The organism is Streptomyces sp. NPDC085524 (assembly GCF_044541755.1).
Taxonomy (GTDB): Bacteria; Actinomycetota; Actinomycetes; order Streptomycetales; family Streptomycetaceae; genus Streptomyces.
The window spans coordinates 312308-339183 of sequence record NZ_JBITTH010000003.1 but is presented as its reverse complement, the minus strand read 5'-3'; the positions used below and the strand labels follow the sequence as shown (position 1 = coordinate 339183).

Sequence of the window (26876 nt, the reverse complement as noted above, 5' to 3'; positions counted from 1 at the left end):
GTGCGACCAGACCAAGGAGTCGCGACACCCAAGGGGGGCTTAGCGCCATGAGCCAGGATTCCACCGCAGTCATCGCTGACGCGGGACGGAAGCTCGCGGGGCGTCGCCGCAGGGAGATCGTCGCGGTGCTGCTGTTCAGCGGCGGGCCGATCTTCGAGAGCTCCATTCCACTTTCCGTGTTCGGCATTGACCGGCAGGACGCGGGAGTTCCACGCTATCGACTGCTCGTGTGCGCCGGGGAGGACGGTCCGCTGCGGACCACCGGCGGACTCGAACTGACCGCGCCGTACGGGTTGGAGGCGATCGCCCGGGCAGGCACGGTCGTCGTTCCCGCGTGGCGTTCCATCACTTCACCGCCGCCTCCGGAGGCGCTCGACGCACTGCGTCTGGCGCACGAGGAGGGTGCCCGGATCGTCGGACTGTGCACGGGAGCCTTCGTGCTCGCCGCCGCAGGCCTGCTCGACGGCCGGCCCGCGACGACGCACTGGATGTACGCGCCGACGCTGGCCAAGCGGTACCCGTCCGTCCACGTCGACCCGCGCGAGCTGTTCGTCGACGACGGCGACGTGCTCACGTCCGCGGGCACCGCGGCCGGAATCGACCTGTGCCTGCACATCGTGCGCACGGACCACGGCAGCGAGGCGGCCGGGGCACTGGCCCGCCGGCTCGTCGTCCCGCCGCGCCGCACCGGCGGCCAGGAGCGCTACCTCGACCGGTCGCTGCCCGAGGAGATCGGCGCCGACCCGCTGGCCGAGGTCGTCGCCTGGGCACTGGAGCACCTCCACGAGCAGTTCGACGTGGAGACGCTGGCGGCCCGCGCCTACATGAGCAGGCGCACCTTCGACCGGCGGTTCCGTTCGCTGACCGGCAGCGCGCCGCTGCAGTGGCTGATCACCCAGCGGGTGCTCCAGGCACAGCGGCTGCTCGAGACCTCCGACTACTCGGTCGACGAGGTCGCCGGGCGCTGCGGGTTCCGTTCGCCGGTCGCCCTGCGCGGCCACTTCCGCCGGCAGCTGGGGTCCTCCCCGGCCGCCTACCGCTCGGCCTACCGGGCACGCCGGCCGCAGGCCGAAGTGGCCCAGGTGTCCGACATCCAGGCCGCGCCGGTGCCGCACCAGCGCACCCCGCAGCCCCAGCGGGCGGCGGCGGCCCTGGCCGCGACGGGCCCGACGGTGACGGAGCTCTACGCTCCGGGCCGGGTCCTGCGCGAACACGCGTAACCCACACAACGGGTACGGAATGGAAGGTCCCCCACAGGTCACCACCGGTGGGGGACCTTTCGCGTACGACCCGCCGGACACCACCGGAGCCCCGGGCAACCGCATAAGGTGGGACACATGAACGATCGCATGGTGTGGATCGACTGCGAGATGACCGGGCTCTCGTTGACGGACGACGCACTTATCGAGGTGGCCGCGCTGGTCACCGACTCGGAGCTCAACGTGCTCGGCGAAGGCGTGGACATCGTGATCCGCCCGCCTGACCGTGCCCTGGAGACCATGCCCGACGTGGTGCGCGAGATGCACACCTCCTCCGGACTGCTCGACGAGCTGGCCGGCGGGACCACCCTCGCGGACGCCGAGGCCCAGGTCCTGGCCTACGTACGGGAGCACGTGAAGGAGCCCCGCAAGGCGCCGCTCTGCGGAAACACGGTCGGCACCGACCGCGGTTTCCTGCTGCGGGACATGCCGGCGCTGGAGGGCCACCTGCACTACCGGATCGTGGACGTGTCCTCGATCAAGGAGCTGGCGCGCCGCTGGTACCCGCGGGCCTACTTCAACAGCCCGCCGAAGAACGGCAACCACCGGGCGCTCGCGGACATCAGGGAGTCCATCGCCGAGCTGCGCTACTACCGGGAGGCCGTCTTCGTGCCCCAGCCCGGGCCCGACACGGACACCGCGCGGGCCATCGCGGCCAAGCACGTGGTGAGCGCCGAATAGCCGCACCGGAGCCGGGGGCGGAACAAGGGGGGAGCGAGCACCCTCCCGGACCCTGTACCCTTTTCTTCGGCCGGTCGGTTTTCCCCGACCGGACATGGTGGGTGTAGCTCAGTTGGTAGAGCACCTGGTTGTGGTCCAGGTGGCCGCGGGTTCAAGTCCCGTCACTCACCCTGCGAGAAGGCCCGGTCCGCGCAAGCGGACCGGGCCTTCTGCGTGCCGGGGGGCCTACGAGGACTCGCGGACCACGAGCCGGTTCGGCAGGACCACGCCCGCCGTGCCGCCGGCCGCGCCTTCCGCCCCGCCGATCCTGTCCAGCAGCATCCGCGCCATGGTCCGGCCCATCTCCTCGATCGGCTGCCGGACGCTGGTCAGGGGCGGGTCCATGTGCCGGGCCACCACCGAGTCGTCGAAGCCGACCAGCGCCACGTCCTGCGGGATCCGGCGCCCGGCCGCACGCAGCTCCCGGCGGGCGCCGGCTGCCATGACGTCCGAGCACGCGAAGACCGCGTCCAGCGCGGGGCGGCGCTCCAGCAGCTCGCGCATGGCCCGCCGGCCGCCCTCCTCGGTGAAGTCGCCGATCGCGACCAGCCCCTCGTCCACGGACTGCCCGGCGGCCGTCAGGGCCTGGCGGTAGCCGTCGAGGCGGCACTGGGCCCCGTACACGTCCAGCGGTCCGGTGATGGTCGCTATCGCCCGCCGGCCCCGGCCGAGGAGGTGACGTACGGCCTCGGCCGCGCCCGCCAGGTTGTCGGAGTCCACGCAGGGCAGCGGCTCGTCGGCGGAGCGGCGGCCGCTGATCACCGTCGGGATGCCGAGCTCGGCCAGCATCTCCGGCAGCGGGTCGCCCGCATGGACGGAGACGAGCAGCACCCCGTCGACGCGGTGCCCGGTCAGGTACTGGGCGAGGCGGCGGCGCTCGCGGTCGCCGCCGGCCAGCGTGAGGACCAGCTGGACGTCGGTCTCGGCGAGGGCCGCACCGACCCCGTGGACCACGTCGGAGAAGTACGGCTCGGCGAAGAAGCGGGATTCGGGCTCGGGGATCACGAGCGCGATGGCGTCGGTCCGGTTGGCGGCGAGGGCCCTGGCCGCGCGGTTGGGCACGTACCCCAGCTCGGTCACGGCCCGCTCGACGGCGGCCCTGGCCCGCTCGCTGACCTTGGAGGAACCGTTGATCACCCGGGAGACCGTGCCGCGGCCGACCCCGGCCCGCGCCGCGACCTCCTCAAGGGTCGGCCGTCCCCCACCGCGCGCTTGCCCGTTCATGGCTTCCTCCCGGATGTGAATCTACCTCTTGACGGCCGTGGGAGCGCTCCCACATTGTGACACGCGACACCGCACGTTCCGTCCCCCAGGGAGGACCCAGATGCGAGCCCGAAGAACCCTTGTCACCACGGCCGGTCTGATCGGCGCGGCCGCCCTGCTCCTCGCGGGGTGCGCAGAGGATCCCGCCGAGCAGGCCGGGCCCAGCGCCCCGGCCGGCGACGGCAAGGCGAAGACCACCCTCACCATCGGGGTCTTCGGGGCCTTCGGCCTCCAGGAGGCCGGGCTCTACGACGAGTACATGGCGCAGAACCCCGGGGTCCGCATCGAGCAGACCTCCATCGAGCGGAACGAGAACTACTACCCCCAGCTCCTGACCCACCTGGGCACGGGCAGCGGGCTCGCCGACATCCAGGCCGTCGAGGTCAACAACATCGCGGAGATCACCGCCACCCAGGCCGACAAGCTGGTCGACCTGGCGAAGGCTCCGGGCGTGGACAAGGCCGCCTACCTGCCGTGGAAGTGGGCGCAGGGCACGGCGAGCGCGGCCAAGGGCGGCGCCACGGTCGGTCTCGGCACCGACATCGGCCCGCAGGGCATCTGCTACCGCAAGGACCTCTTCGAGGCGGCCGGACTGCCCACGGACCGGGCGGCGGTCGGCGCGCTGTGGGCGGGCGACTGGAACAAGTACCTGGAGGCGGGAAAGGCCTACAAGGCGAAGGCCGGGGAGGGGAAGGCCTTCGTGGACTCGGCCTCGGGCGTGATGGCGGCCGTGACCGGCAGCAGCGCGCAGCGGTTCTACGACGACCAGGGCAAGGTCGTCTACAAGACCAACCCGGCGGTGCGCGGGGCGTTCGACCTGGCGGCCTCCTTCGCCACCGAGGGACTGAGCGCGAAGCTCCAGCAGTTCACCCCGACCTGGGACCAGGGCTTCGCCAACGGCTCCTTCGCCACGGTCTCCTGCCCGGCCTGGATGCTCGGCTACATCCAGGACAAGGCGGGCCCGGCCGGCAAGGACAAGTGGGACGTGGCGCAAGCGCCGAAGCCGAGCAACTGGGGCGGCTCCTTCCTGGTGGTGCCGAAGGCCGGCAAGCACGCCGAGGAGGCCGCGAAGCTGGCGGCCTGGCTGACGGCCCCGGCGCAGCAGGCGAAGCTCTTCGAGAAGCGGGGCAGCTTCCCGAGCGCGAGTGCCACGTACAAGCTCCCGTCGGTGTCGGGCGCGAAGCACGAGTACTTCGGCGGGGCCCCGATCGGCGAGATCTTCGCGAAGGCGGCGGAGGGGGTGCCGGTGGCGGCGGTCGGCCCGAAGGACCTGGTGATCGCGCAGAACCTGGCGGACATCGGGATGCTCCAGGTCGACCAGAAGGGTCGCAGCCCGCAGGAGGGCTGGGAGGCCGCGGTGAAGGCCATCGACAACGCGTTGGACCAGTGAGCGGGCCGAAGCCGCTGCGCGGGCCCCGCTCGTGCCGTCCGGCGCCGACCGGGACGACTCCGCTGCGCGAGCCACGGCTGTGCCGTCCGGCGGCCCCCTGGCTGCCGACGGCCGCGCAGCCGTCAGCAGCCCGGCGGCTGGTGGCCGCGCAGGCGGCGGTCCCGCTCGACGGGATGCGCCGCCCGCGGCCCGGCCCGGGGCACGCCCCGAAGCCGCCCGAGCCCCGGCGCCTGGCCCGGCGCGGGGCGGGGGCGGTGGGGTCGTGACCGACGAGACCGTGGTGCTGTCCCCCGCCGCTTCCTCCCGCCGCACCGCGAGGGGACCGCGCAGCCAGTTGTGGCGGTCGCGCCGCTACCGGTGGGACGTGCGCTGGAGCCCGTACGCCTTCGTGGCGCCCTTCTTCCTCTTCTTCGCCGCCTTCGGGTTGTTCCCGCTGCTGTACACGGGCTGGGCGGCGCTGCACCAGGTGGAGCTGACCGATCCGGATTCGATGACGTGGGTGGGGCTGAAGAACTTCACCCGGCTGTGGGACGACGAGTTCTTCTGGAACGCGCTGCGCAACACCGTCACCATCGGGCTGTTGTCCACGGTGCCGCAGCTGGCGATCGCGCTCGGCCTGGCCCACCTGCTCAACCACAGGATGCGGGGCTCCGCCTTCTTCCGGGTCGCGGTGCTCACCCCGTACGCGACCTCGGTGGCGGCGGCCACGCTGGTCTTCGTCCTGCTCTTCGGGCGGGACTACGGGATGGTCAACTGGGCGCTGTCGGCGGTCGGCCTCGGGGCGGTGGACTGGCAGAACGGGACCCTCGCCTCGCAGCTGGCGGTGTCCGCCATCGTGATCTGGCGGTGGACGGGCTACAACGCGCTGATCTACCTGGCGGCCATGCAGGCCGTGCCGGACGAGCTGTACGAGTCGGCGGCCCTGGACGGGGCCTCGCCGTGGCAGCAGTTCGTCCACGTGACCGTGCCCTCGCTCCGCCCGACGATCTTCTTCACCTGTGTGGTGTCGACGATCGGGGCGACCCAGCTCTTCGGCGAGCCGCTGCTGTTCAACGGCGGGGCGGGCGCGACGGGCGGCTCGGACCACCAGTTCCAGACGCTCGGGCTGTACCTGTACGAGCAGGGCTGGGTGAACCTGCACCTGGGCCGGGCCTCGGCGATCGCGTGGGCGATGTTCCTGATCCTGCTGGTCGTCGCGGGCGCGGCACGGCTGCTGCGCGGACGGGAGGATTCCACATGAGGTCCCTGCGTGCGGGCAGGTTCACGTACCTGGTGCTCGCCCTGTTCACCGCCGGCTCGCTCTTCCCCCTCGTGTGGACGGCGATCGCGGCCTCCCGGAGCAGTACGCGTCTCGCGCAGACCCCGCCGCCGTTCTGGTTCGGCGGGAACCTGGGGCGCAACCTCCGGGTCGCCTGGACCGACGCGAACATGGGCACGGCCCTGCTCAACACGGTGATCGTGGCGGGCACGGTGGCGGCCGGGACGGTGCTCTTCTCCACCCTGGCGGGCTTCGCCTTCGCCAAGCTCCGCTTCCGGGGGCGCCGGCTGCTGATGTCGCTGGTCGTCGGCACGATGCTGATCCCGCCGCAGCTGAGCGTGGTCCCGCTGTACATGCTGATCGCACGGCTGTCGTGGACCGACCGGCTCCAGGCGGTGGTCCTGCCGACGCTGGTCTCCGCCTTCGGGGTGTTCTTCATGCGGCAGTACCTGTCCCGGGCGCTGCCGTCGGAGCTGGTGGAGGCGGCCCGCACGGACGGGGCGAGTTCGCTGCGGGTCGTGTGGCACGTGGTGTTCCCGGCGGCCCGTCCGGCGATGGCGGTGCTGGCCATGCTGACCTTCGTCATGGCCTGGAACGACTTCTTCTGGCCGATCGTCGCGCTGACCCAGAACGGCAGCCCGACGGTGCAGGTGGCCCTGACCGGGCTGGGCCGGGGCTACATCCCCGACCAGTCGGTGATCATGGCGGGCGCGCTGCTGGGCACGCTCCCGCTGCTGCTGGTGTTCCTCGTCTTCGGCCGCCGGATCGTCGGCGGCATCATGCAGGGAGCGATCAAGGGATGACGGATCTCCATTTCCCCGAGGGGTTCCTCTGGGGCACGGCCACCGCGGCCTTCCAGATCGAGGGGGCCGCCGGGCTGCGCGGGCCGTCCATCTGGGACACCTTCTGCGCCACGCCGGGCAAGGTGTACGGCGGCCACACGGGCGAGGTGGCCGTGGACCACCACCGGCTGTGGCGGGAGGACGTCCGGCTGATGGCCGGGCTGGGGCTGGGCGCCTACCGGTTCTCGGTGTCCTGGCCGCGGGTGCTGGCCGGCGGCATCGGCTTCTACGACGCGCTCGTGGACGAGCTGCTCTCGCACGGGATCAAGCCGTGCGTGACGCTGTACCACTGGGACCTGCCGCAGGAGCTGGAGAGCGCGGGCGGCTGGCCCGAGCGGGAGACGGCGTACGCGTTCGCCGAGTACGCCTCCCTGGTCTCGGCGGCGCTGGGCGACCGGGTGGAGCTGTGGACCACCCTCAACGAGCCCTGGTGCAGCGCCTTCCTCGGCTACGCCTCCGGGGTCCACGCCCCGGGCCGCACCTCCCCCGCGGACTCGCTGCGCGCCGCCCACCACCTGAACCTGGCGCACGGGCTGGCCGCCGCCGCGCTGCCGGCCACGGCCCGGACGGGCATCGCGCTCAACCTCAGCGCGGTACGGCCGCTGACCGGCTCGGCGGCCGATGCGGACGCCGTGCGCCGCATCGACGCCCTGGCCAACCGGGTCTTCACCGGCCCGCTGCTGCACGGGGCCTACCCGCAGGACCTCCTCGCGGACACCGCCGCCCTGACGGACTGGTCCTTCGTACGCCCCGGCGACGAGGCCCTGATCCACCGGCCGCTGGGCTTCCTGGGCGTGAACTACTACACCCCGGCGCTGGTCTCGGCAGCCCCCGCCGGCACGGCCGGCCCGCGCGAGGACGGGCACGGCGGCGGGGAGCACTCCCCGTGGCCGGGGGCGGAGGGGGTGGCCTTCCACCAACCCCCGGGCGAGCGGACCGACATGGGCTGGTCGGTGGACCCGACGGGCCTCTACGACCTGCTCGCGCACTGCGCCCGCGAAGCCCCCGGCGTGCCGCTCCTGGTCACCGAGAACGGCGCGGCGTACGGCCCGGCCCTGCACGACCCGGACCGCATCGGCTACCTGGAGGCCCACCTGGCCGAGGTCCACCGGGCACTGGCGGACGGCGCCCCGGTGGAGGGCTACTTCCTGTGGTCGCTGATGGACAACTTCGAATGGTCCTACGGCTACGGCAAGCGCTTCGGCATCGTCCACGTCGACTACGCGACCCTGACGCGGACACCGCGCTCCAGCGCCCATTGGTACGCCAGGCTGGCCAAGTCCGGTTCCTTGTCGCGCTCTTGACGCCGCCCGGCCTGCTGTCCGGCCCGGTGTCCCTCGTCAACCGGACCGGCCGCGTCCGTGTCGGCTTCGACAGCGGTCCGCCCCTCGCGTCCGGTCTGCGCAAGGGCGACCGGGTCACCGCGCGGGTCTGACGGGGACCTCCCGCTCGCCCTCCTGGTGGTGGCCGGGAAGTGGCTGCGGCGGCCGGGGCGCGTCTCAGCCCGGTGAGGAGTCCATGGCGGCGATGCCCTTCTTCAGGTCGTCGCCGTTCATCACCGGGCTGACCTCGACCTCGGCGTTGAACTGCATGAAGAGTTCCTCGGTGATCTTCGGCAGCTGGGAGCTGTCCTGGAGGTCGAAGACGGCCCACATGGAACGGACGCCCTCGTGGGGGCCGAAGTACGTGGCCTCCGGCTTGAGGGTCTCCATCATCTTGGCGATCGACTGCATCAGGGCGCCGCTCTTGATCCCTTCGTTGGCGGCCTGCGTGTCCAGGTGGGCACGGAGCATGACTCTCATGCGTGACTCCTCTCGTCACGCCCACCGTGGGCGGCCCCGCCCGGCGCGGCAACATCTCCGCGACCGTCCGGGCGGGGACCGTTCGAGTGCCCCCGGCCCGCCGCTACGCCTTCGGGTGCGCGCCCTGGATGTGGAAGTTGAAGTCCGAGTGGCCCAGGGACCCCATCAGCCGCAGCCAGACGGGCAGGAGCATCTCGGTGCCCCGGGCCGTCTCGATGCCGCCGAGGTCGAGGATGCTCTCGTCCTTCCAGCCGAAGGAGGACAGCAGCTCCCGTACGGCCTTCTTGGCGTCCGCGTCCTCGCCCGAGAGGAAGACGTTGTGGTCGCCGGCGACCCGGGCCGGGTCGACCATGATCTGGCAGTTCATCGTGTTCAGGGTCTTGACCACCCGCAGCCCCGGGAAGGTGCGCTGGATCAGCTCGCCGAGGCTGTCGGTGTTGACCGGGTCCAGGAACGGCGGGAACCCCTGCGAGAAGTCCAGCGGGTTCGCGATGTCGATCAGGACCTTGCCGTCCAGCTGCGCGGCGTCCGCCTCCGTCAGTGCCGCGATGCTGGCCTGCCCGCCGGTGGCGTTGACCAGGACCTCGCCGAACTGCGCCGCCTCCGGGAAGGAGCGCAGCCCGACCTCGGGCTGCCCCGCGTGCCAGTCGGCCCACTCGGCGCGGGCCCGGGTGGACTCGGGGTCGCGGGTGCCGATGACCACCTCGTGCCCGAGGGAGGCGAGCCGGGCGGCCACGGTACGGCCGACGATTCCGGTGCCGAGGACTGCGTAACGCATATCGGTTTTCCTATCGAGCGCGAGTGGACTGCTGACGTGCCGAAGCGGCATGCCGGGTCCAACTCAACCAGCGCGCACGGCATTCCGTCCTGAAGATCGACTAGTCGAGGATCCCCACGTCGTGGAAGAAGCGGTAGCTGGTCGGGTCGTCCGGCAGGAACCAGTGGAAGCCCTCCTCGAGGAAGACGGCCACGACGTTCACGGCGATGACCAGGCCGAGGAAGACCAGCGCGAAGGTTCCGGCCGTCCGCAGCGGTCCCGGGACGTTCGCCGGGACGGTGCGGGCGGCCGTCGAGTGGGCGAAGGCCATGACGATGCCGATGGCGACCACCGAGGCCTGGAAGAGGATCCACGCCCAGACGTACAGGTGCAGCCCGAAGACCTCGCTCCCGTACCCCTTGTCCCCCGGCAGGACGTGCAGCATCGTCTGCCGCCAGGACGCGAAGGAGCCGGCGATCACCGCGACCAGGGACAGGCCCCAGCCCAGCATGTAGTCGCGGCCGGAGAGCACGCCGTGCGACATCGCCGTGCGGACGACGTACGCCGCGCCCAGCGCGGCCAGCAGCATGAACATCCGCTGCACGATGCAGAGCGGGCAGGGGTACTCCCACAGCCCGAACTGGTAGAAGAGGCCGCCGCAGACGACCCCCGTCCAGCCGACGGCGAAGAAGCAGGCGAACCAGTACTGGACCCGGCCGAGCAGGCCGGTCGTCGGCGCCGTCTCCGGCAGCAGGGTGTGCATCGCGGCCATCGTCAGTAGCTCAGGTTCAGGGCGAGGCTGCTGGTGATGTGGTGCGCCATCAGCAGGATCGCGGCGATCAGCATGACCCACCACGCCCCGAGCACGACCGTCCGGGACGACTCCCGGTACAGGGCGACCAGTGTGGCGAGGAGGCCGCCGAAGATGAGGGTGTCCATGGAGCGGACGGTATCGACATGCGGACATACCGCCCGCAAGGCGCGCCCCCGGTTACTTCGCTTGTCCCCGCCGCTTGCGCCGGCCGCCCCGCACCCGCACGCCGCCCGCCCCGCCCCGTCGGCCCTCGCGGCCGTCCAGGCCGATCCAGACCCGCACCTCGGTCCCGCCGAGCACCGAGCGGCCCAGCCGCACGTCGCCGCCGGTGGACTCGGCGACCCGGCGCACGATGTCCAGGCCGAGTCCGGTGGAGCCGTCGCGGGCGCCGTCGTTGCCGCGCCGCAGGGCGGCGTCCGGGTCGGCGATGCCGGGGCCCGCGTCGGAGACCAGCACGATGACCGCGTCGCCCGCGTCGTGGACGTCCACCGCGAAGGGGGTGCCCTCGGGGGTGTGCCGGAAGACGTTGCCGAGCATGGCGTCGAGGGCCGCGGCGAGTTCGGGCCGGGCCACGGGGATGCGCACCGTGCGGTCGACCCCCGCGAGCCGCACCTCGCGGCCCTCGTCCTCCGCGAGCGCCGACCAGAAGGCCATCCGCTCCCGGATCACCTCGGAGGCGTCGCACCCGGCGTTCACGCCCGCCCCGGCCAACCCGGCCGCGGGCCGCTGCTCGCGGGCCGTACGGATGATCGTGTCGACCTCCCGCTCCAGCTGCTCCACCGCCGCCCGGGTCTGCTCGGCGGCCGGACCGTCCCCGAGCGAGGCCGTGTTGAGCCGCAGCACCGTCAGCGGCGTCCGCAGCCGGTGCGAGAGGTCGGCGGCCAGCTCCCGCTCGTTGGCGAGGAGCTCCACCACCTGGTCCGCCATCGCGTTGAACGCGACGGCCGCCGAGCGGAGTTCCTTCGGCCCGGCCTCGGGGACCCGCGCGCCCAGCTTGCCCTCGCCCAGCTGGTGGGCCGCGTCCGCGAGCCGCTCGGCGGGCCGGACCAGCCGGACGCCGAGCCGGTCGGCGACCGCCACCGAGCCGACGATCAGCGCGAGGGCGACGCCCGCGAGGATCGCCCAGGCCGTGGTGACGCCGTTGCTGACCTCGTTCTCCGGTACGAAGATCTCCACCACGGCGATGTCCCCCGAGCCGAGGGCCGTGGGCTGGAGCAGCGCCGAGCCCCCGCCCGCCACGGAGGCCGTCGTGGCCCGCCCGAGCCGCCGGGTCGCGGCGACGGCCTGTTCGCCGGCCCAGCCCCTGCCGATCTCCACGGGGGCGCTGCCGCCGATCGCGGGCACGTGGACGGCCATCCGCCGGGCGGCGCCCATCTGCGTGGACTCCACGGCCTTCTGCAGCTGCACCGGGTCGGTGGTGATGGACAGGGTGGGGCCGATGGTGGCCGCCTGCCGTTCGGCGTTGGAGAAGGCCCGGTCGCTGGCCATCTCCTGGACGACGAGCCCGAGCGGCACCGCGAAGGCCACGACCACCATGGCGGTGACCGCGAGGCACACCTTGACCAGCGCCCACCTCACGGCGAGCCCCCCACTGCCCGCTCCCTCACTGCGGCGGCTCCAGCTTGACCCCGACACCCCGCAGGGTGTGCAGGTAGCGGGGCCGGGCGGCGGTCTCGCCGAGCTTGCGGCGCAGCCACGACAGGTGGACGTCGATGGTCTGGTCGTCCCCGTACGACTGCTGCCAGACCTCGGCGAGCAGCTCGCGCCGGGCCACGACCACCCCGGGCCGTCCGGCGAGGAAGGCCAGCAGGTCGAACTCCCTGCGGGTGAGGTCGAGTACGGTCCCGTCCAGCTCGGCCTGGCGGCGCAGCGGGTCGATGGCGAGCCCGCCGACGCGCAGCACGCGGGAGGGCGGTTCGCCGCCGGCGGCCGCGCGGGAGCGGCGCAGGACGGCGGCCATCCGCGCGGAGAGGTGCTCCACGGAGAAAGGTTTGGTCAGGTAGTCGTCGGCGCCGTCGTTGAGCAGCCGCACGATCTCCGCCTCGTCGTCGCGCGCGGTCGCGATGATCACGGGTACGTCGGTGATGCCGCGCAGCATCTTCAGCGCTTCCGACCCGTCCAGGTCGGGCAGGCCGAGGTCGAGGATGACCACGTCGAAGCGGTTGTGGGCGACTTCGCGCAGGGCCTCCAGGGCCGTGCCGACGCTCCGCACGGTGTGCGAGGCCTCGGTCAGGTGCCGGATGAGGGCGGAACGTACGAACTGGTCGTCCTCGACCACGAGCACACTTGCCATGGCCCGCACCGTAGCCCATCCGGGGGACCCACCGGGGTGTCGGGACGCTCTTGTGACGGGTGGTGCAGTATGTGCCCTGATGCAACGAGGACTTGTACATGCCATGGCATGGGTGCTGGCGACCGGGGCCGCGGTGACCCTGTCGTGGTGGGGCGTGCACACCGTCATGTCGGGCACGGCCTACGACCCGCCGCTCGCGGTGCCGCTGGCCGCCGCCCGGCCGCTGTCCTCCTCGACCCACCGGGCACTGCCGGACCAGTCGCCGTCCCCGTCGGAGTCACCCGCGACCGCCTCTGCGTCGCCGTCGCCGTCCGGGCCCTCCGCCGATCCCTCCGTGGGCAAGCCGTCCCCGAAGCCGCCGGCCTCTCCCCGCCCCGGCGGCAAGGAGGAGGCTTCGGGCAAGGTGCAGGCCTATCCCGTCTCCGGCGGCCGCGTCGTCTTCAGCCTCGGGACGTCCTCGGCCGAGCTGGTCTCCGCGACCCCCGCGGCCGGCTGGCGGATGCAGGTGTGGAAGCAGGACTACTGGATCCGGGTCACCTTCACCAAGGACGGCCGCGAGGTGTCGGTGTTCTGCACCTGGCACGACCACCCGCCGCAGGTGGAGACCGTCGACCCCTGACCGGGCGACCCCGCCGATCAGGCCGGGAGGGTGCCCACCAGGACGAACTCGTTGTACGGGAAGACCTTCCCCATCGGACGGGGGAACGGGAAGGAGTAGGTGCGCTGCACCGTGATCCCGGCCCGCGCGGCGTGGCTGCGCATCTCCTCGAAGCCGACCCAGCGGATGTGGGTGGCGTCGGAGCGGTAGCCGACCTCCTGCGGGGTGATCAGGACGACCGTGCCGCCCGGCTTCACCAGCGGGAGGTACTGGTCCAGGATCGACGCCGCCGTGTCCTCGTCCAGGTGCTCCAGCAGGTGCGCGGCGAGCAGGCTGTCGAAGGAGCCGGGCCCGCAGTCGGGGGCGGCGGCCAGCTCGTCGGGCGTGTAGGCGGTCAGTCCGCGCTCCCGGCAGGTCTGCACCGAGTGCGGGTTGTGGTCGACGCCGACGCTCGCGGGTCCGCAGTTCAGCAGGTTGCGCCCCAGGCCGCAGCCGACGTCCAGGACGCGTCCCAGCTTCAGGCGCTGCAGGTTCCACTTGTACGGCGCCTGCGTGGGCAGCAGCTGCTTGATCCCCGACTTCTCCAGCCGGGCGAGCCTGCGGGTGTAGTCCGAGCCGGCGGTGCTGGGGGTGGACGCACCGGGGGTTGCGGGGGAATCAGACATGGTTGTGCCGTCTCCTGAAACACGTCGTGGAAGGGCGTGCCCTCCCAGGGACTGCCAGGTTACGCAGGCTCGGCCCCCCGGGGGAATCGGATGAGATCACTATCCGGTAGAGCCCGGAACGCATCGGGCGGGGCCGCGGCTAGCGGAACACCGACGGCGGGGGCTGCGGCGAGGCCACCGCCGAGGCGTCCGCGACCGGGGCCGCGCCGCCCGCGAAGTCCGCCAGGGCCCGGCCGTGCTCGACCCGTCCCGGGTGCGGGTCGCTCGCGACCCGGCGGGTGAACTCGGCGACCGGGAGTTCGCGGTCGGAGGCCACCAGCACGGCGTTGCCGAAACGCTTCCCCCGCCACACGACCGGATCCGCGGCCAGCGCCAGCTCCGCGAACCGCGACGCGGCCGTCGCGATCTGGCCCCGCAGGTGCGCCAGCGGCGGGCCGTCCGCGAGGTTGGCCACGTACCACCCGGTGGGCGCCAGGGCACGGCGTACGTCGTCCAGGAACTCGGCGCTCGTCAGGTGCGCCGGGGTGCGCGCCCCGCTGAACACGTCCGCGATCACCAGGTCCGCCCAGCCGTCCGGCACCTTGGCCAGCCCGGCCCGCGCGTCCACCGCCCGGACCCGGACCCGTGCCTGCGGGTCCAGCGGCAGGTGTTCCCGTACGAAGGCCACCAGCGCGGCGTCGATCTCCACGACCTGCTGCGTGGAGCGGGGCCTGGAGGCGGCGGTGTAGCGGGCCAGGGTGAAGGCCCCGCCGCCCAGGTGCACCACGTTCAGCGGCTGGCGGGCGGGCGCCGCGAGGTCGATCAGGTGGCCGATCCGCCGCTGGTACGCGAAGTCCAGGTACCCGGGATCGTCCAGGTCCACGTGCGACTGCGGAGCACCGTCGATCAGCAGGGTCCAGGCGCCCGGACGCTCCCGGTCCGGCTCCAGCTCCGCCCGGCCGCCGTCCACCTGCCCGACGACCGCCTCCGCGCCGCCGCGTCCGCCGCGCTGCTTTCCCTTGCCTCTGTCCTTGCCTGCCACCAGCCCATTATCGCTGGTCAGCGGCAGTTGTCCGCAGCCTCGATCAGCCGGGCCGCCTCGCCGAGCGCCGCCCGCAGCACCGCCGGATCGGTGACCGGCCCGACGGCTTCCGGCGGGAGCAGCCAGCCGGTGGCGCCCGCGGTGGGCGAGACGGCGTCGCCGAACCGCACTCCGCGCCCGTTGGTCTGCGTACACGCACTGCCCGGCAGGTCCCAGGCGTCGGCGGTGCCGGGCGGGACGAGGAAACCGAGGGTGTCGCCCGACCCGTCGTGCAGGACCGGCCCGACCCCGCCGGCGGGACTCGCGGCACGGCGGATGATGTCCACCGCCTCCAGCCCCTGCCGCGCGGGCACGGTCACCAGGTCCAGATCCGGAGCCGGGACCGGGCCCGGGGCCCGGCCGGGCTCGGGCGCGGTGTTCGTACCAGTGCTCTCCATGCCGCCCTCCACCAAGGTGAACCCCTCCTCGATCCGTATCCGCATGGGTTCAACGCACGGGAACGTCAACGGGTGCGGCAGCAAGACGCCGCAAAGGATGGCAGTTCATGGCGGATCGCGGGTGAGATATCCGTTTTGTAGCCAAACACCGCCTCAACGGCCCGGCTCTGGCGGTACGTTCATGCGCGCCGGGCCCCACCTCACACGTCACAGCACCGGCGCCGGGTTCCTTGCCAGAGAGGCCACGTCCATGGCGGCGTCCCCCCACTCACCCAACTCCACGTTCCGGCGGCTGCGCGGGCAGCACTCCCCGGCCGAGTTCGCCGCGCTGGTGCGCAGGGCCGCGAAGGAAATCGGCGAAACGGTTTCCTGCGACGCCCGGTACATCGGCCGGGTCGAGTCCGGCGAGATCCGCTGCCCCAACTACGCGTACGAGCGGGTCTTCCTCCACATGTTCCCCGGCCGCGCCCTGGCCGACCTCGGCTTCTCCCCGAGGGAGGCGGTCCGCGGCCGCTCGGCGCAGCGCGACCCCGACCCCTTCTCCCCCCTCACCCCATCCAAGGAGAGCGACGTGCTGCGTCGCGCGTTCATGGCGGGCGGCTCCGCGACCGTGGCGGCCGCGACCCTCAGCCTCACCCTGCTCGGCGACACCCGCCGCTTCCCCTCACGCGCCGGTGAGTCCGAGGCCGCCGCCGTCGAGGACGCCGTCCGCCAGATCCGGCTGCTCGACGACCGGCACGGCGCGGACGCCCTCTACCGCAGGGCCGCCGAGCCGCTGCGCACCGCGTACGCGCTCCTCGACGCGGGGGCCACCCGGCAGTCCACCGAGGACCGGCTGCACGCGGGCGCCGGGGAACTGGCCGTCTCCGTCGGCTGGCTGGCCCACGACTCCGGCCGCTTCGACGACGCCCGCTCGCACTACGCGGAGGCGCTCGCCACGGCCCGGGTGTCGGGGGACGCGGGCCTGGAGGCTCACGCGTTCAGCAACATGGCCTTCCTGGCCCGGGACTGCGGGCGCTCCCGCGAGGCGGTACGGGCGGCCCAGGCGGGCCGCCGCGCCGCCCGCTCGCTGGGCTCGCCGCGGCTGCTCTCCCTCCTGGCCCTGCGGGAGGCGGGGGGCTGGGCGGGGCTGGCCGACCGCAAGGCGTGCGAGGAGGCGCTGGCGCGGGCGCACACGGAGTTCTCCCGGGGCCCGGCGGCCGGCGCCGACCCCGAGTGGATGTCCTTCTTCGGCGAGGCCGAGCTGGAATCGCTGGAGTCCCGCTGCTGGGCGACCCTCGGGGAACACGCCCGCGCGGCCCGGCACGCCCGCCGCGCGGCCGACCTCCAGGACCCGCACTTCGCCCGGAACGTGGCCCTCTACACCGCCGAACTGGCCGGGGACCTGGCCCGCGCCGGAGCCCCCGACGAGGCCGCCTGGGCGGGGGGCCGTGTGCTGGACCTGCTGGCCGAGGTCCACTCCACCCGCATCCGCTCGATGCTCGCGGAAACGGCCCGCGCCCTGGTCCCCCACCAGCGCTCGCCCCGCGTGGGCGCGTTCCTGACCCGGCACGTATCGACCTGACGGGGTCCCGCCCGTACCCCTGGGGTGCCGCCGTTGCGCGGCCGGCTCCGCTGCCGGGGCGCCGCCCCGGACCCCGCGCCTCAAGTGCCGGCGGGGCTGGGTTTGCCCGGGTTCCGCCGTTGCGCGGCGGCTTCGCTGCCGGGGCGCTGCCCCGGACCCCGCGCCTCAAACGCCGGCGGGGCTGGTTTCGCCTCGGCGGGACCGGCCGGTTGGGGCGGGGCCCCTCCGGAGTGTCTCCTCGTCCTCGCGCCTGCGGCCACCGCTTCGTCCCGTGAAGGGCGGTTGCGCGCTCGTCCTGCGGGGACCCTCCTGCACGGCCCCACCCCAGCGGACCTCCCGCCCCAGACCGGGGACGGCGCATACCCCGCCCGCGGGAGCGGGGTTCCGCCGGGCGGGTCGGAGCGGGGGCACGGTGGGGCGTCCCCGCAGGACGAGCGCGCAACCACCCTCACGGCCGCGAGGTGCCCGCAGGCGCGAGGACGAGGAGACGCCCCACCGGGACACCGCGCAGAACCCGCACAGCCAGGACCCCGCCCGAGGAAAACCCGGACCCGCGCAGGACCCGAAGGGTCAGAACCCCGCCCGGGCAAAACCCAGCCCCGCCGGCGATTGAGGCGCTGGGTCCGGGGCGGAGCCCCGGGAGCGCAGCCGCCGGGCAGGGGCGGGGTCCGGCCGGGGGGAGATCAGCCCCGCCGGCGAATGAGGCGTAGGGCCGCGGGCGCTACTGCGGCAGCGTCGCCGGGGAGCCGCCGTTCGCCTCGTAGCCCGCCACCGCCAGCGCGCGGAACACCGCGTAGTGCGCCGCCGGGTCCTCCGAGGCCGACCACGGCAGCGCGCCCACGTAGCCGTCCACGTGCCGGACCTGCTCCATCGCCTCCGCCCAGCGCTCCATGTTCACCAGGAACGACAGCAGCAGGTGCCGTACGTGCGCCAGCATCGGGTCGTCCGGCCGCGCCGTGTGCACCGCGTACAGCGCACCCTCCACGGCCCGCGTCACCACCGCGCTCTGGTAGAAACCGCCGGTCAGGACCACGTCCGGCAGGTTCTCCCACACCGAGAACAGCGGCAGCGCCGCCAGCAGCGAGCCCTGCGGGGCGCGCGCCGCCGCCGCGTGCGCGAACGCGTCCGCCTTCTCCCGCGAGCCGTGCCACTTCTCGCACAGGTAGTGCAGCGCCGCCAGGTGCGCGCCCATGTGCGCCGGGGCCCGGTCGAGGACCTTCGCCCAGAGCTCGTCGAACTCGGCCTCCGAGTACCCGAGGCCGCGCGCGATCGCCAGCTCCGTGATGTACGGGACCGGGTCGCCCGGCGCCAGCAGTGCGGCCTTGCGGCACGCCTCCCGGGCCTCCTCCAGGATGATCCGGTGATCGTCGGAGCCCACCCCGCCCGAGGCCCGCCACGCCTGCTGGACCAGCAGCTCCGCGTGGACCTGCGCGCCGCCCGCGTCCTTCTCAGCCTCCAGCCGCCAGGCCTTCAGCCACTGCGCGCCCACACCGGGCTGCTGTACGAGCTCCAGCGCGGCGGCCCCGCCGAAGGCCTGGACGCGCTGCCAGCGCTGCTCGCCCTCCACCGGGGTCCCGGCGAGCAGCTGCGAGGCCGCCTGCCACTGACCGGTGCGCTGCACGTTGTCGAGGGCGTCCATCAGGTCCTGGTCGGGCCCGGGGACGCGGATGTCGAGGTCCTCCTGCCGGTCGAATCCGTAGTTCGCCGGGTCGGCCGCATCAGGGCTGCCCGGTGCGACGAGGCGCAGGCCGCTGCCGCGCCCCCGGCGAACCAACACAGCGACGATGACCCCGAGCCAGCCGATCGCGAACAGGAACCACAGAATCTCCATGCCACAAGCGAACCAGACCGGCGGGGCCACATGCCAACAGGGGGGCTGACCCCGGGCTGCACACGGCGTCGGGGCATAGCATCTGACCATGAGCGACGACAGCCACGAGCACCAGAGCTTCGAGACCCGCGCGATCCACGCGGGCAACACGGCGGACCCGCTGACCGGCGCGGTCGTGCCCCCGATCTACCAGGTTTCCACGTACAAGCAGGACGGCGTCGGCGGACTGCGCGGCGGCTACGAGTACAGCCGCAGCGCCAACCCGACCCGCACCGCGCTGGAGGAGAACCTCGCGGCGCTGGAGGGCGGCCGGCGCGGCCTCGCCTTCGCCTCCGGCCTCGCCGCCGAGGACTGCCTGCTGCGTACGCTGCTCTCCCCGGGCGACCACGTGGTCATCCCGAACGACGCGTACGGCGGCACCTTCCGCCTCTTCGCGAAGGTCGTCTCCCGCTGGGGCGTGGAGTGGTCGGTGGCCGACACCTCCGACGCGGACTCCGTGCGCGCGGCCCTCACCCCGAAGACCAAGGTCATCTGGGTCGAGACCCCCTCCAACCCGCTGCTCGGCATCACGGACATCGCCGTCGTCGCCGACATCGCGCGGACGGCCGGCGCCAAGCTGGTCGTGGACAACACCTTCGCCTCCCCCTACCTCCAGCAGCCCCTCGCGCTCGGCGCGGACGTGGTCGTGCACTCGCTGACGAAGTACATGGGCGGGCACTCGGACGTCGTCGGCGGCGCGCTGGTCACCGCGGACGCGGCGCTCGGCGAGGAACTGGCCTACCACCAGAACGCGATGGGCGCCGTGGCCGGCCCGTTCGACTCCTGGGTCGTGCTGCGGGGCATCAAGACCCTGGCCGTGCGGATGGACCGGCACGCGGAGAACGCGGGCAAGATCGTGGAGGTGCTCAAGCGGCACCCGAAGGTCACCAAGGTCCTCTACCCGGGCCTGCCCGAGCACCCGGGCCACGAGATCGCCGCCAAGCAGATGCGCAACTTCGGCGGCATGGTCTCCTTCCAGGTCGCCGGCGGCGAGGAGGAGGCCGTCGCGGTCTGCGGCCGCACCAAGATCTTCACGCTGGCCGAGTCCCTGGGCGGCGTCGAGTCCCTCATCGAGCACCCGGGCCGCATGACGCACGCGTCGGTGGCCGGCTCGGCGCTGGAGGTCCCGGCGGACCTGATCCGCGTCTCGGTGGGCATCGAGAACGCCGACGACCTGATCGCGGACCTGACCCAGGCCCTGGGCTGACGCCCCGCACCCCCGCCGGGCTCCGCCCGGGCCCGGCGGGGGTGTGTGGTGGCCGTGGCGGGTGCCGAGGGCCGGTGCCGTGGCGCGCTGGGTGCGGCGCCGCTGCCGGGGCGCCGCACCGGACCCCGCGCCTCGAACGCCGGCGGGCCGGGTTCGCGCTACCAGCCCTCCAGGGGTGGGGAGATGCCGCTCGGCGGGAGGGCCCAGGGGTGGGTCACGGCGGCCCAGACCGTGAAGGCGGCCACCGCCGCGCACAGGACGGCCCAGCCGAAGCGCCGCAGGGCCTGCCGGCGGCGCAGGATGCGGCCCCCGCGGGCTGCCGCGCCCGCGGCGAGGCCCGGCGGGACCACCGGGTACGGGCCCTCCATCAGGCGCCGCACCTGGGCCTCCCTGCGGTCCGGGAGGCCGCTCACCGGAGCTCCGCCACGGCCCGGTTGCACAGCACGCGGACCCGTTCGGGCGGCAGCCCCAGCTGCGCCGCGGTGACCTCCTCCGCGACCCCTTCGTAGATCCGCAGGACGAGTACGAGCCGCTCCAGCGGGCTCAGCCGGGCCAGCAGCCCGGTGCCCCGCTGGTGGCGCCGGCCGGTACGGGCGAACGCGGTGCACAGTTCCCGGCGCGTGAAGTCGTACGGGTCGTCCCCGCGCACGCGCCGCCAGTCGGCGTACGTACGGGCCAGCGCGCCCGCCAGCAGCTTGCGGGCCGCCTCCGGTTCACCGGTCAGCAGGATCGCGACGTGCAGGAGCCGCCCCGCCGCGCCCGCGACGAAGGCCTCGAACTCCGCGTAGGGGCCCAAGCGTTGCTCCACCGCCCGCATGGTGCACATAGTGCGGGCAGTGGGACCGTCCCGGTCAAGGGGTCTGACGCAGCCCGGTCAGGAGCCCGGTCAGCAGCCGGGCCGGGAGTCCGGTCAGGACGCCGGGCCGGCGTCGGCCACGGCCGCCATCAGCTCGGACAGCGACAGGTTGAAGCGCGTCAGCAGCGCCGTGAACGACTCGCGTTCCGCCTCGGTCCAGCCCTCCGTGACCCGCGCCATCAGCTCGCGCCGCGAGGAGCGGACCTCCTCCAGCCGCGCCAGCCCCCGCGGGGACAGCGCGAGGACCACGGCCCGCCCGTCCTCCGGGTGCGAAGTCCGCTTGACCAGGCCGCTGTCGACGAGCGGCGCGACCTGCCGGGTGACCGTGGAGGAGTCGATGCCCATGCCGCCGGCGAGCGCCTTCACGCCCATCGGGCCTTCCAGGTCGAGCCGGTTCAGCAGCAGGTACGCGGCCCGGTCCATGGAGTTGCGGGCCTGGCCGACGCCGCCCAGGCGGGTCTGCTCGGCGCGGCGCGCGAAGACGGCGACCTGGTGCTGGAGCGCGTCGAGGAGACCCGCTCCGACGGGCGCGTCCAGCGCCGCGGGCAGGTCGGAATTGGCCGGGTAGGAAGGCATGGCCGTGGGCTCTCTTCGCGTGGTCCGACAAGGATGGGGGACAGAGTACGCGGCCGTGCGGCGGCTCGTACGCCTCGTACGAGAACTGATACGACGGGCCGCGGACGGCCGCCCGGAGCCGTCCCGGATGGCGAGATTTCGCCCCTTGCCGGGAGCGGTGCGCGCACTCTGAGCCGGGCCGCGTCCGGACTGCGAGACTGGCGGAATGAACTACCGAGTGCCTCAGCCCGTTCCGCAGGTCATCCTCGACGATGTCCGGGGAGCCCAGAAGATGCTGTCCGGCGTCTCCCGGATCACCCCGATGGAGGGCAGCCGGTACCTCTCCTCCCTCACGCACTCCCCGGTTCACTTCAAGTGCGAGAACCTCCAGCGCACCGGCTCCTTCAAGCTGCGCGGCGCGTACGTGCGCATCGCGGGCCTGCGCCCCGAGCAGCGGGCGGCCGGGGTCGTGGCGGCCAGCGCGGGCAACCACGCGCAGGGCGTGGCGCTGGCCTCCTCCCTGCTCGGGGTGCGCTCCACGGTGTTCATGCCGGTCGGCGCGCCGCTGCCGAAGGTGGCCGCGACCCGGGAGTACGGCGCCGAGGTGCGCATGCACGGGCAGGTCGTCGACGAGACCCTCGCGGCGGCCCAGGACTACGCGGACCGCACGGGCGCGGTGTTCATCCACCCCTTCGACCACCACGACATCATCGCGGGCCAGGGCACGGTGGGCCTGGAGATCCTGGAGCAGTGCCCGGAGGTGCGGACCATCCTCGTCGGGATCGGGGGCGGGGGTCTCGCGGCCGGTGTCGCGGTCGCGGTGAAGGCGCTGCGCCCCGACGTCAAGGTCATCGGCGTCCAGGCGGCGGGCGCGGCCGCGTACCCGCCCTCGCTGCTGGTCGGGCACCCGGTGTCCATCGACAACCCGACGACGATGGCGGACGGCATCAAGGTCGGCCGCCCCGGGGACGTCCCCTTCAAAATCATCGGCGAACTCCTCGACGACGTGCGTACGGTGTCGGAGGACGCGCTCTCCAGCGCCCTGCTGCTCTGCCTGGAGCGGGCGAAGCTGGTGGTCGAGCCGGCCGGGTGCAGCCCGGTGGCCGCGCTGCTGAGCGAACCCGAACGGTACGACGACGGGCCGGTGGTGGCCGTTCTGTCCGGCGGGAACGTCGATCCGCTGCTGCTCCAGCGGATCCTGCGGCACGGCATGGCCGCGGCGGGCCGGTACCTGTCGCTGCGGCTGCGGGTGGCCGACCGGCCGGGGGCGCTGGCCGGGCTCCTGGGCGTGCTGTCAGTGGTGGATGCGAACGTGTTGGACGTGAGCCACGTGCGGACCGATCCGCGGCTGGGCCTCACGGAGGTGGAGGTGGAGCTGCAGTTGGAGACGAAGGGCCCGGAGCACTGCGCGGAGGTCGCGCGCTCGCTGCACAGCGCCGGTTACAAAGTGATGAGCTGACCGCTGGCTGTACGCGATATAACGCGATAACGTGCGCCCGGGTGAACGGGGGATCCCCCGTTCGGCCGGGCCGAGCCTGCCCGGCGCCCATATGATCTGCGTAGGAATGCCCTGATTCTGCTGCAATGATCTGCACTGGGAGAATCCGTATGCCAGGCGCCATCTATGCCGAAGGCCTGGTCAAGACCTTCGGCGATGTACGGGCTCTGGACGGCGTGGACCTCGATGTCCCCGAAGGCACCGTCCTGGGTCTGCTCGGCCCGAACGGCGCGGGCAAGACAACGACCGTACGCGTCCTGACCACCCTCCTCCGGCCCGACAGCGGCAAGGCCGTCGTCGCCGGGATCGACGTGCTCAAACACCCCAACGAGGTCCGGCGGGCCATCGGCCTCTCCGGCCAGTTCGCCGCGGTCGACGAATACCTCACCGGCCGCGAGAACCTCCAAATGGTCGGCCAGCTCTACCAGATGAAGGCCAGGGCGGCGAAGGCCCGGGCCGAGGAACTGCTCGAACGCTTCCACCTCTCCGACGCGGCCGACCGCCCCGCGAAGACCTACTCCGGCGGCATGCGCCGACGGCTCGACCTCGCCGCCGCCCTCGTCGTCAGCCCGCCCGTGATGTTCATGGACGAGCCGACCACCGGCCTCGACCCCCGCAACCGGCAGCGGCTGTGGGCGATCATCAAGGAACTGGTCGCGGGCGGCACCACCCTGCTCCTCACCACCCAGTACCTGGAGGAGGCCGACCACCTCGCGCACGACATCTGCGTGGTCGACCACGGCAAGGTCATCGCCCGCGGTACGTCGGACCAGCTCAAGGCCCGCACCGGCGGCGAGCGCGTGGAGGTCGTCGTCCACGAACGCGACCACATCGCCACCGCCCGCGAGGTCCTCGCCGGCTTCGGCAAGGGCGAGACCACGGTCGAGGAGCACACCCGCAAGCTCACCGTCCCCGTCTCCGGCGGCGCCAAGCTGCTCGCCGAGGTCATCCGCGAGCTGGACGGCCGCGGCATCGAGATCGACGACATCGGCCTGCGCCGGCCCACCCTCGACGACGTCTTCATATCCCTGACCGGTCACGCCGCCGAACGCGAGGCGGACGAGACCGGCGACGAGAACGACGGGGCCCCCGAGGCCGGCGCCAAGGGCCGCAAAGCGGCGGCGCGGAAGGAGATGGCGAAGTGACCCTCACCTCCCGGACGCCGGAGCTTGCCGCACCCCGCCCGCGCGGCGGCGTCGTCCAGAGCGCGGCCGACTCCCTGGTGATCGCCAAGCGGAACCTGATCCGGATGTCCCGGATCCCCGAGATGATCATCTTCGGTCTGATCCAGCCGGTCATGTTCGTCGTGCTCTTCAGCTACGTCTTCGGCGGCTCGATCAGCGTCGGCGGCAGCACCTCGCCGCAGGCCTACCGCGAGTTCCTGATGGCGGGCATCTTCGCCCAGACCGTCACCTTCGCCACCGCCGGCGCGGGCGCGGGCATCGCGGACGACATGCACAAGGGCCTCATCGACCGCTTCCGCTCCCTGCCCATGGCCCGCGGCGCGGTCCTGACCGGGCGCACCCTCGCCGACCTCGTCCAGACCTCGGTCACCCTGGTCGTCCTGGCCGTCGTCGCGCTGCTCGTCGGCTGGCGCACCCACACCAGCCTCGGAGAGGTCCTCGCCGGCTTCGCCCTGCTGCTCCTGCTCGGCTACGCCTTCTCCTGGATCGGCGCCCTGATCGGCCTGTCGGTGCGCACCCCGGAAGCGGCCACCTCGGGCGGTCTGATCTGGCTCTTCCCGCTGACGTTCATCTCGAACGCCTTCGTGCCGTCCGAGAACATGCCGTCCTTCCTCCAGACCCTCGCGGAGTGGAACCCCTTCAGCGCCACCGTCCAGGCCGCCCGCGTGCTCTTCGGCAACCTCCCCGAGGGCTACCCGGTCCCGGACGCCTGGCCGATGCAGCACCCGGTGATCGCGTCGATCCTCTGGTCGGTGCTGATCATCGTGGCCTTCCGTACCCTCGCGGTGCGCAAGTACCGCTCGGCGACGGCATAGGCCCGTACCGCACGCACGAACGCCGATGCCCGGCCGGGACAGTCAGCTGTCCGGCCGGGCATCGGCGCAAGAGGTGGGGTGATCAGCCGGTGAAGGGCTTGACGTCGAGGATCTTGACCGAGGCCTTCTTGCCGTTCGGCAGCTCGTACTCGGCGTCCTCGCCGACGGCCTTGCCCATGACGCCGCTGCCCAGCGGGGACTGCGGGGAGTAGGTCTCGAAGTCCGCGGACGCGTACTCGCGCGACGCCAGCAGGAACTCCATCGTGTCGTCCTCGTCGCCGTCGAAGGCGATCTTCACGACCGTGCCGGGCGCCACCACGCCGTCGGACGCGGGTGCCGTCCCGACCTTGGCGTTCTCCAGGAGCTGCGTGAGCTGGCGGACGCGCAGTTCCTGCTTGCCCTGCTCCTCCTTGGCCGCGTGGTAACCGCCGTTCTCGCGCAGGTCGCCCTCCTCGCGGGCGGCTGCGATCTTCGTGGCGATCTCCGTGCGTGCGGGACCAGAGAGGTAGTCCAGCTCTGCCTTCAGCTGGTCGTACGCCGCCTGGGTCAGCCAGGTGACGCTCTCGCTCGTCTGGGTCACGGGTGCTCCTCGTCGGTACAGGGGACTTACATGGTCGCCAGCGGCGGGCGAAACCACGAGCCTAACAATTCGGGAAGAAAAGGGGGAGGACCCGAGCGCGTCCGTGACGTCCCGGGAGGGCCCGGCCCGGCCGTGTCCGCCCCGAAGAGCGGCCCGGCGGCTCCTGCACTTCCAGGATCGCCCATCCGGGCGTGGCGGACGAGCCCGATCGGCGAACCGGACCCGTCAGCTGCCGGCAGCGGGCTGGCAGCCGACCAGCTCGATCATCGCCGCGCGCCCGGTGGTCTTCAGCGACACGACCTCGTCCACCCGTGTCGCGGACTGCGCGAACGTGAAGTCGGCGCGGCCCACCTCGCCGTGCTCCTTGTCCTGCGAGGTCAGGGTGCACACCCCGGTCTCCGAGGCGCCCTTGCGCACCTCCAGGTGCACCTTCACCTCGGTGTCGGAGACCACCTGGAACTTGATCACCTCGGCGCTGACGCTCTGCCCGGCCATGTAGTCCCAGCCGATCCAGCCGATCACACCCAGCAGCACGACGCCCAGGGCCGACCCGACGATCTTGAGCTTCCGGTCCGCACGCTCGTCCGCCGACCGGCCGTACCGGCCCTCGGGCAGCCCCTCGCGCACCGCGCTCATGATCGTTTCCTCTCGCTGGGGAAGGGTGAGGCACCCTAGGAATTTTCCGTCCCCCGGTTCGGTCACTATAGAAGCCGACTGTCGCGCCGAATCACAGAGGATCCTGTCTTGACCGAGCAGCTTCGACTGATGGCCGTCCACGCCCACCCCGACGACGAGTCGAGCAAGGGCGCGGCCACCATGGCCAAGTACGTGTCCGAGGGGATCCCGGTGATGGTCGTCACCTGCACCGGTGGCGAGCGCGGGTCCGTCCTGAACCCCAAGCTCCAGGGCGACAAGTACATCGAGGAGAACATCCACGAGGTCCGGGCCAAGGAGATGGACGAGGCCCGCGAGATCCTCGGCATCGAGCAGGAATGGCTCGGATACGTGGACTCCGGCCTGCCGGAGGGCGACCCGCTGCCGCCGCTGCCCGAGGGCTGCTTCGCCCTGGAGGACGTCGACGAGGCGGCCGGCCGCCTCGTCAAGAAGATCCGCGCCTTCAAGCCGCAGGTCGTCACGACGTACGACGAGAACGGCGGCTACCCGCACCCCGACCACATCATGACCCACAAGATCTCCATGGTGGCCTTCGAGGGCGCGGCCGACACCGAGAAGTACCCGGAGGCCGAGTTCGGCCCGGCCTACCAGCCGCAGAAGCTCTACTACAACCAGGGCTTCAACAAGCCGCGCACCGTCGCCCTCCACGAGGCCCTCCTCGCCCGCGGCATGGAGTCCCCCTACGGCGAGTGGCTCGAGCGCTGGAAGGAGTTCGAGCGCAAGGAGCGGACCCTGACCACGCACGTCCCCTGCGCCGACTTCTTCGAGATCCGCGACAAGGCGCTCATCGCGCACGCCACGCAGATCGACCCGGACGGCGGCTGGTTCCGCGTCCCGATGGACGTCCAGAAGGAGGTCTGGCCGACGGAGGAGTACGAGCTGGCGAAGTCGCTCGTGGACACTTCCCTCCCCGAGTCCGACCTCTTCGCCGGCATCCGGGAGAATGCTTAGCC

30 protein-coding genes and 1 tRNA gene are annotated in these 26876 nt (G+C 72.7%); 15 read left to right on the top strand and 16 right to left on the bottom strand.

Annotated features, from left to right (window positions below; genetic code table 11):
* Positions 1 to 47 precede the first annotated feature (47 nt).
* The 3 genes from ACIGFK_RS06510 (at position 48) to ACIGFK_RS06500 (ending at position 2110) form a co-directional block, all read left to right on the top strand.
* On the top strand, positions 48 to 1220 hold the full coding sequence (locus tag ACIGFK_RS06510; protein WP_376661469.1) for a helix-turn-helix domain-containing protein: 1173 nt from the start codon (positions 48 to 50) through the stop codon (positions 1218 to 1220).
* A 117-nt stretch (positions 1221 to 1337) separates the two neighbouring features.
* Entirely contained in the window at positions 1338 to 1940 is a 603-nt protein-coding gene (orn, locus tag ACIGFK_RS06505; protein ID WP_376661470.1) for an oligoribonuclease, read from the top strand.
* Between the two features lie 97 nt (positions 1941 to 2037).
* Positions 2038 to 2110, top strand: a tRNA-His gene (locus ACIGFK_RS06500).
* Positions 2111 to 2165: 55 nt separating this feature from the next.
* Here ACIGFK_RS06500 and ACIGFK_RS06495 read toward each other — a convergent pair.
* The gene (locus tag ACIGFK_RS06495) at positions 2166 to 3203 is read right to left on the bottom strand and encodes a LacI family DNA-binding transcriptional regulator (RefSeq protein ID WP_376660910.1); all 1038 of its coding nucleotides are present in this window, start codon (positions 3201 to 3203) and stop codon (positions 2166 to 2168) included.
* A gap of 100 nt (positions 3204 to 3303) precedes the next feature.
* On the opposite strand from ACIGFK_RS06495, the gene ACIGFK_RS06490 reads away from it, so the two are divergent.
* The 5 genes from ACIGFK_RS06490 (at position 3304) to ACIGFK_RS06470 (ending at position 8167) form a co-directional block, all read left to right on the top strand.
* Positions 3304 to 4632 (top strand): ABC transporter substrate-binding protein, encoded by a 1329-nt coding sequence (locus tag ACIGFK_RS06490; protein ID WP_376660911.1) that lies wholly within the window; start codon positions 3304 to 3306, stop codon positions 4630 to 4632.
* Positions 4633 to 4912: 280 nt separating this feature from the next.
* Positions 4913 to 5872 (top strand): carbohydrate ABC transporter permease, encoded by a 960-nt coding sequence (locus ACIGFK_RS06485; RefSeq protein ID WP_376660927.1) that lies wholly within the window; start codon positions 4913 to 4915, stop codon positions 5870 to 5872.
* The gene (locus ACIGFK_RS06480) at positions 5869 to 6693 is read left to right on the top strand and encodes a carbohydrate ABC transporter permease (RefSeq protein WP_376660913.1); all 825 of its coding nucleotides are present in this window, start codon (positions 5869 to 5871) and stop codon (positions 6691 to 6693) included. The genes ACIGFK_RS06485 and ACIGFK_RS06480 overlap by 4 nt, the downstream gene beginning before the upstream one ends.
* On the top strand, positions 6690 to 8036 hold the full coding sequence (locus tag ACIGFK_RS06475; protein ID WP_400050773.1) for a GH1 family beta-glucosidase: 1347 nt from the start codon (positions 6690 to 6692) through the stop codon (positions 8034 to 8036). Before ACIGFK_RS06480 ends, ACIGFK_RS06475 begins: the two co-directional genes overlap by 4 nt.
* Positions 8033 to 8167 (top strand): hypothetical protein, encoded by a 135-nt coding sequence (locus ACIGFK_RS06470; protein ID WP_376660915.1) that lies wholly within the window; start codon positions 8033 to 8035, stop codon positions 8165 to 8167. Before ACIGFK_RS06475 ends, ACIGFK_RS06470 begins: the two co-directional genes overlap by 4 nt.
* Before the next feature lie 64 nt (positions 8168 to 8231).
* On the opposite strand, the gene ACIGFK_RS06465 is transcribed toward ACIGFK_RS06470, so the two are convergent.
* The 6 genes from ACIGFK_RS06465 to ACIGFK_RS06440 all read right to left on the bottom strand — a co-directional run bounded on the left by ACIGFK_RS06465 (position 8232) and on the right by ACIGFK_RS06440 (position 12398).
* On the bottom strand, positions 8232 to 8534 hold the full coding sequence (locus ACIGFK_RS06465) for a hypothetical protein (protein ID WP_376660916.1): 303 nt from the start codon (positions 8532 to 8534) through the stop codon (positions 8232 to 8234).
* Between the two features lie 103 nt (positions 8535 to 8637).
* A complete protein-coding gene (locus ACIGFK_RS06460; protein WP_376660917.1) occupies positions 8638 to 9312 on the bottom strand; it encodes an NADPH-dependent F420 reductase in 675 nt (224 codons plus the stop codon).
* A 100-nt stretch (positions 9313 to 9412) separates the two neighbouring features.
* Positions 9413 to 10054 carry a disulfide bond formation protein B gene (locus tag ACIGFK_RS06455; protein ID WP_376660918.1) on the bottom strand — a complete coding sequence of 214 codons (642 nt, stop codon included), beginning with the start codon at positions 10052 to 10054 and terminating at the stop codon, positions 9413 to 9415.
* A gap of 11 nt (positions 10055 to 10065) precedes the next feature.
* Entirely contained in the window at positions 10066 to 10230 is a 165-nt protein-coding gene (locus tag ACIGFK_RS06450) for a DUF5993 family protein (protein ID WP_376660919.1), read from the bottom strand.
* A 52-nt stretch (positions 10231 to 10282) separates the two neighbouring features.
* Positions 10283 to 11683, bottom strand: coding sequence for a sensor histidine kinase (locus tag ACIGFK_RS06445; RefSeq protein ID WP_400050770.1), 1401 nt, complete (start codon positions 11681 to 11683; stop codon positions 10283 to 10285).
* A gap of 25 nt (positions 11684 to 11708) precedes the next feature.
* Positions 11709 to 12398, bottom strand: a complete 690-nt coding sequence (locus ACIGFK_RS06440; RefSeq protein ID WP_376660921.1) for a response regulator transcription factor — start codon at positions 12396 to 12398, stop codon at positions 11709 to 11711.
* A 79-nt stretch (positions 12399 to 12477) separates the two neighbouring features.
* On the opposite strand from ACIGFK_RS06440, the gene ACIGFK_RS06435 reads away from it, so the two are divergent.
* Complete coding sequence (locus tag ACIGFK_RS06435) at positions 12478 to 13017, top strand: hypothetical protein (protein WP_386472308.1); 540 nt, start codon at positions 12478 to 12480, stop codon at positions 13015 to 13017.
* A 17-nt stretch (positions 13018 to 13034) separates the two neighbouring features.
* Here the strand turns inward: ACIGFK_RS06435 and ACIGFK_RS06430 are convergent, their stop codons facing one another.
* From ACIGFK_RS06430 to ACIGFK_RS06420, 3 genes are all read right to left on the bottom strand, one after another.
* Complete coding sequence (locus tag ACIGFK_RS06430; protein WP_376660923.1) at positions 13035 to 13661, bottom strand: methyltransferase domain-containing protein; 627 nt, start codon at positions 13659 to 13661, stop codon at positions 13035 to 13037.
* A 139-nt stretch (positions 13662 to 13800) separates the two neighbouring features.
* Positions 13801 to 14682 (bottom strand): spermidine synthase, encoded by an 882-nt coding sequence (locus tag ACIGFK_RS06425; protein ID WP_376660924.1) that lies wholly within the window; start codon positions 14680 to 14682, stop codon positions 13801 to 13803.
* 17 nt (positions 14683 to 14699) lie between these two features.
* Complete coding sequence (locus ACIGFK_RS06420) at positions 14700 to 15164, bottom strand: hypothetical protein (RefSeq protein WP_376660925.1); 465 nt, start codon at positions 15162 to 15164, stop codon at positions 14700 to 14702.
* A gap of 205 nt (positions 15165 to 15369) precedes the next feature.
* On the opposite strand from ACIGFK_RS06420, the gene ACIGFK_RS06415 reads away from it, so the two are divergent.
* A complete protein-coding gene (locus ACIGFK_RS06415; protein WP_376660926.1) occupies positions 15370 to 16683 on the top strand; it encodes a tetratricopeptide repeat protein in 1314 nt (437 codons plus the stop codon).
* A gap of 721 nt (positions 16684 to 17404) precedes the next feature.
* Here ACIGFK_RS06415 and ACIGFK_RS06410 read toward each other — a convergent pair.
* Positions 17405 to 18514, bottom strand: coding sequence for a hypothetical protein (locus ACIGFK_RS06410; RefSeq protein ID WP_376658240.1), 1110 nt, complete (start codon positions 18512 to 18514; stop codon positions 17405 to 17407).
* 88 nt (positions 18515 to 18602) lie between these two features.
* On the opposite strand from ACIGFK_RS06410, the gene ACIGFK_RS06405 reads away from it, so the two are divergent.
* Complete coding sequence (locus ACIGFK_RS06405) at positions 18603 to 19760, top strand: cystathionine gamma-synthase (RefSeq protein ID WP_376658239.1); 1158 nt, start codon at positions 18603 to 18605, stop codon at positions 19758 to 19760.
* Between the two features lie 158 nt (positions 19761 to 19918).
* Here ACIGFK_RS06405 and ACIGFK_RS06400 read toward each other — a convergent pair whose 3' ends face one another.
* From ACIGFK_RS06400 to ACIGFK_RS06390, 3 genes are all read right to left on the bottom strand, one after another.
* Complete coding sequence (locus tag ACIGFK_RS06400; RefSeq protein WP_376658238.1) at positions 19919 to 20173, bottom strand: hypothetical protein; 255 nt, start codon at positions 20171 to 20173, stop codon at positions 19919 to 19921.
* Positions 20170 to 20577 carry a sigma factor-like helix-turn-helix DNA-binding protein gene (locus ACIGFK_RS06395; protein WP_376658237.1) on the bottom strand — a complete coding sequence of 136 codons (408 nt, stop codon included), beginning with the start codon at positions 20575 to 20577 and terminating at the stop codon, positions 20170 to 20172. Before ACIGFK_RS06395 ends, ACIGFK_RS06400 begins: the two co-directional genes overlap by 4 nt.
* A gap of 93 nt (positions 20578 to 20670) precedes the next feature.
* Complete coding sequence (locus tag ACIGFK_RS06390; protein WP_376658236.1) at positions 20671 to 21192, bottom strand: MarR family winged helix-turn-helix transcriptional regulator; 522 nt, start codon at positions 21190 to 21192, stop codon at positions 20671 to 20673.
* A 205-nt stretch (positions 21193 to 21397) separates the two neighbouring features.
* Between ACIGFK_RS06390 and ilvA the strand changes: the two genes are divergently transcribed.
* From ilvA to ACIGFK_RS06375, 3 genes are all read left to right on the top strand, one after another.
* The gene (ilvA, locus tag ACIGFK_RS06385; protein ID WP_376658235.1) at positions 21398 to 22630 is read left to right on the top strand and encodes a threonine ammonia-lyase; all 1233 of its coding nucleotides are present in this window, start codon (positions 21398 to 21400) and stop codon (positions 22628 to 22630) included.
* Positions 22631 to 22779: 149 nt separating this feature from the next.
* Entirely contained in the window at positions 22780 to 23814 is a 1035-nt protein-coding gene (locus ACIGFK_RS06380) for an ATP-binding cassette domain-containing protein (RefSeq protein ID WP_376658234.1), read from the top strand.
* A complete protein-coding gene (locus tag ACIGFK_RS06375) occupies positions 23811 to 24668 on the top strand; it encodes an ABC transporter permease (protein WP_376658233.1) in 858 nt (285 codons plus the stop codon). The genes ACIGFK_RS06380 and ACIGFK_RS06375 overlap by 4 nt, the downstream gene beginning before the upstream one ends.
* Positions 24669 to 24750: 82 nt before the next feature.
* Here ACIGFK_RS06375 and greA read toward each other — a convergent pair whose 3' ends face one another.
* A complete protein-coding gene (greA, locus tag ACIGFK_RS06370; RefSeq protein ID WP_376658232.1) occupies positions 24751 to 25248 on the bottom strand; it encodes a transcription elongation factor GreA in 498 nt (165 codons plus the stop codon).
* Between the two features lie 225 nt (positions 25249 to 25473).
* Positions 25474 to 25884, bottom strand: coding sequence for a DUF4307 domain-containing protein (locus ACIGFK_RS06365; protein ID WP_376658231.1), 411 nt, complete (start codon positions 25882 to 25884; stop codon positions 25474 to 25476).
* 108 nt (positions 25885 to 25992) lie between these two features.
* Here ACIGFK_RS06365 and mca point away from each other — a divergent pair, with 108 nt between their 5' ends.
* The gene (gene mca, locus ACIGFK_RS06360; protein ID WP_376658230.1) at positions 25993 to 26874 is read left to right on the top strand and encodes a mycothiol conjugate amidase Mca; all 882 of its coding nucleotides are present in this window, start codon (positions 25993 to 25995) and stop codon (positions 26872 to 26874) included.
* Positions 26875 to 26876: the final 2 nt, after the last annotated feature.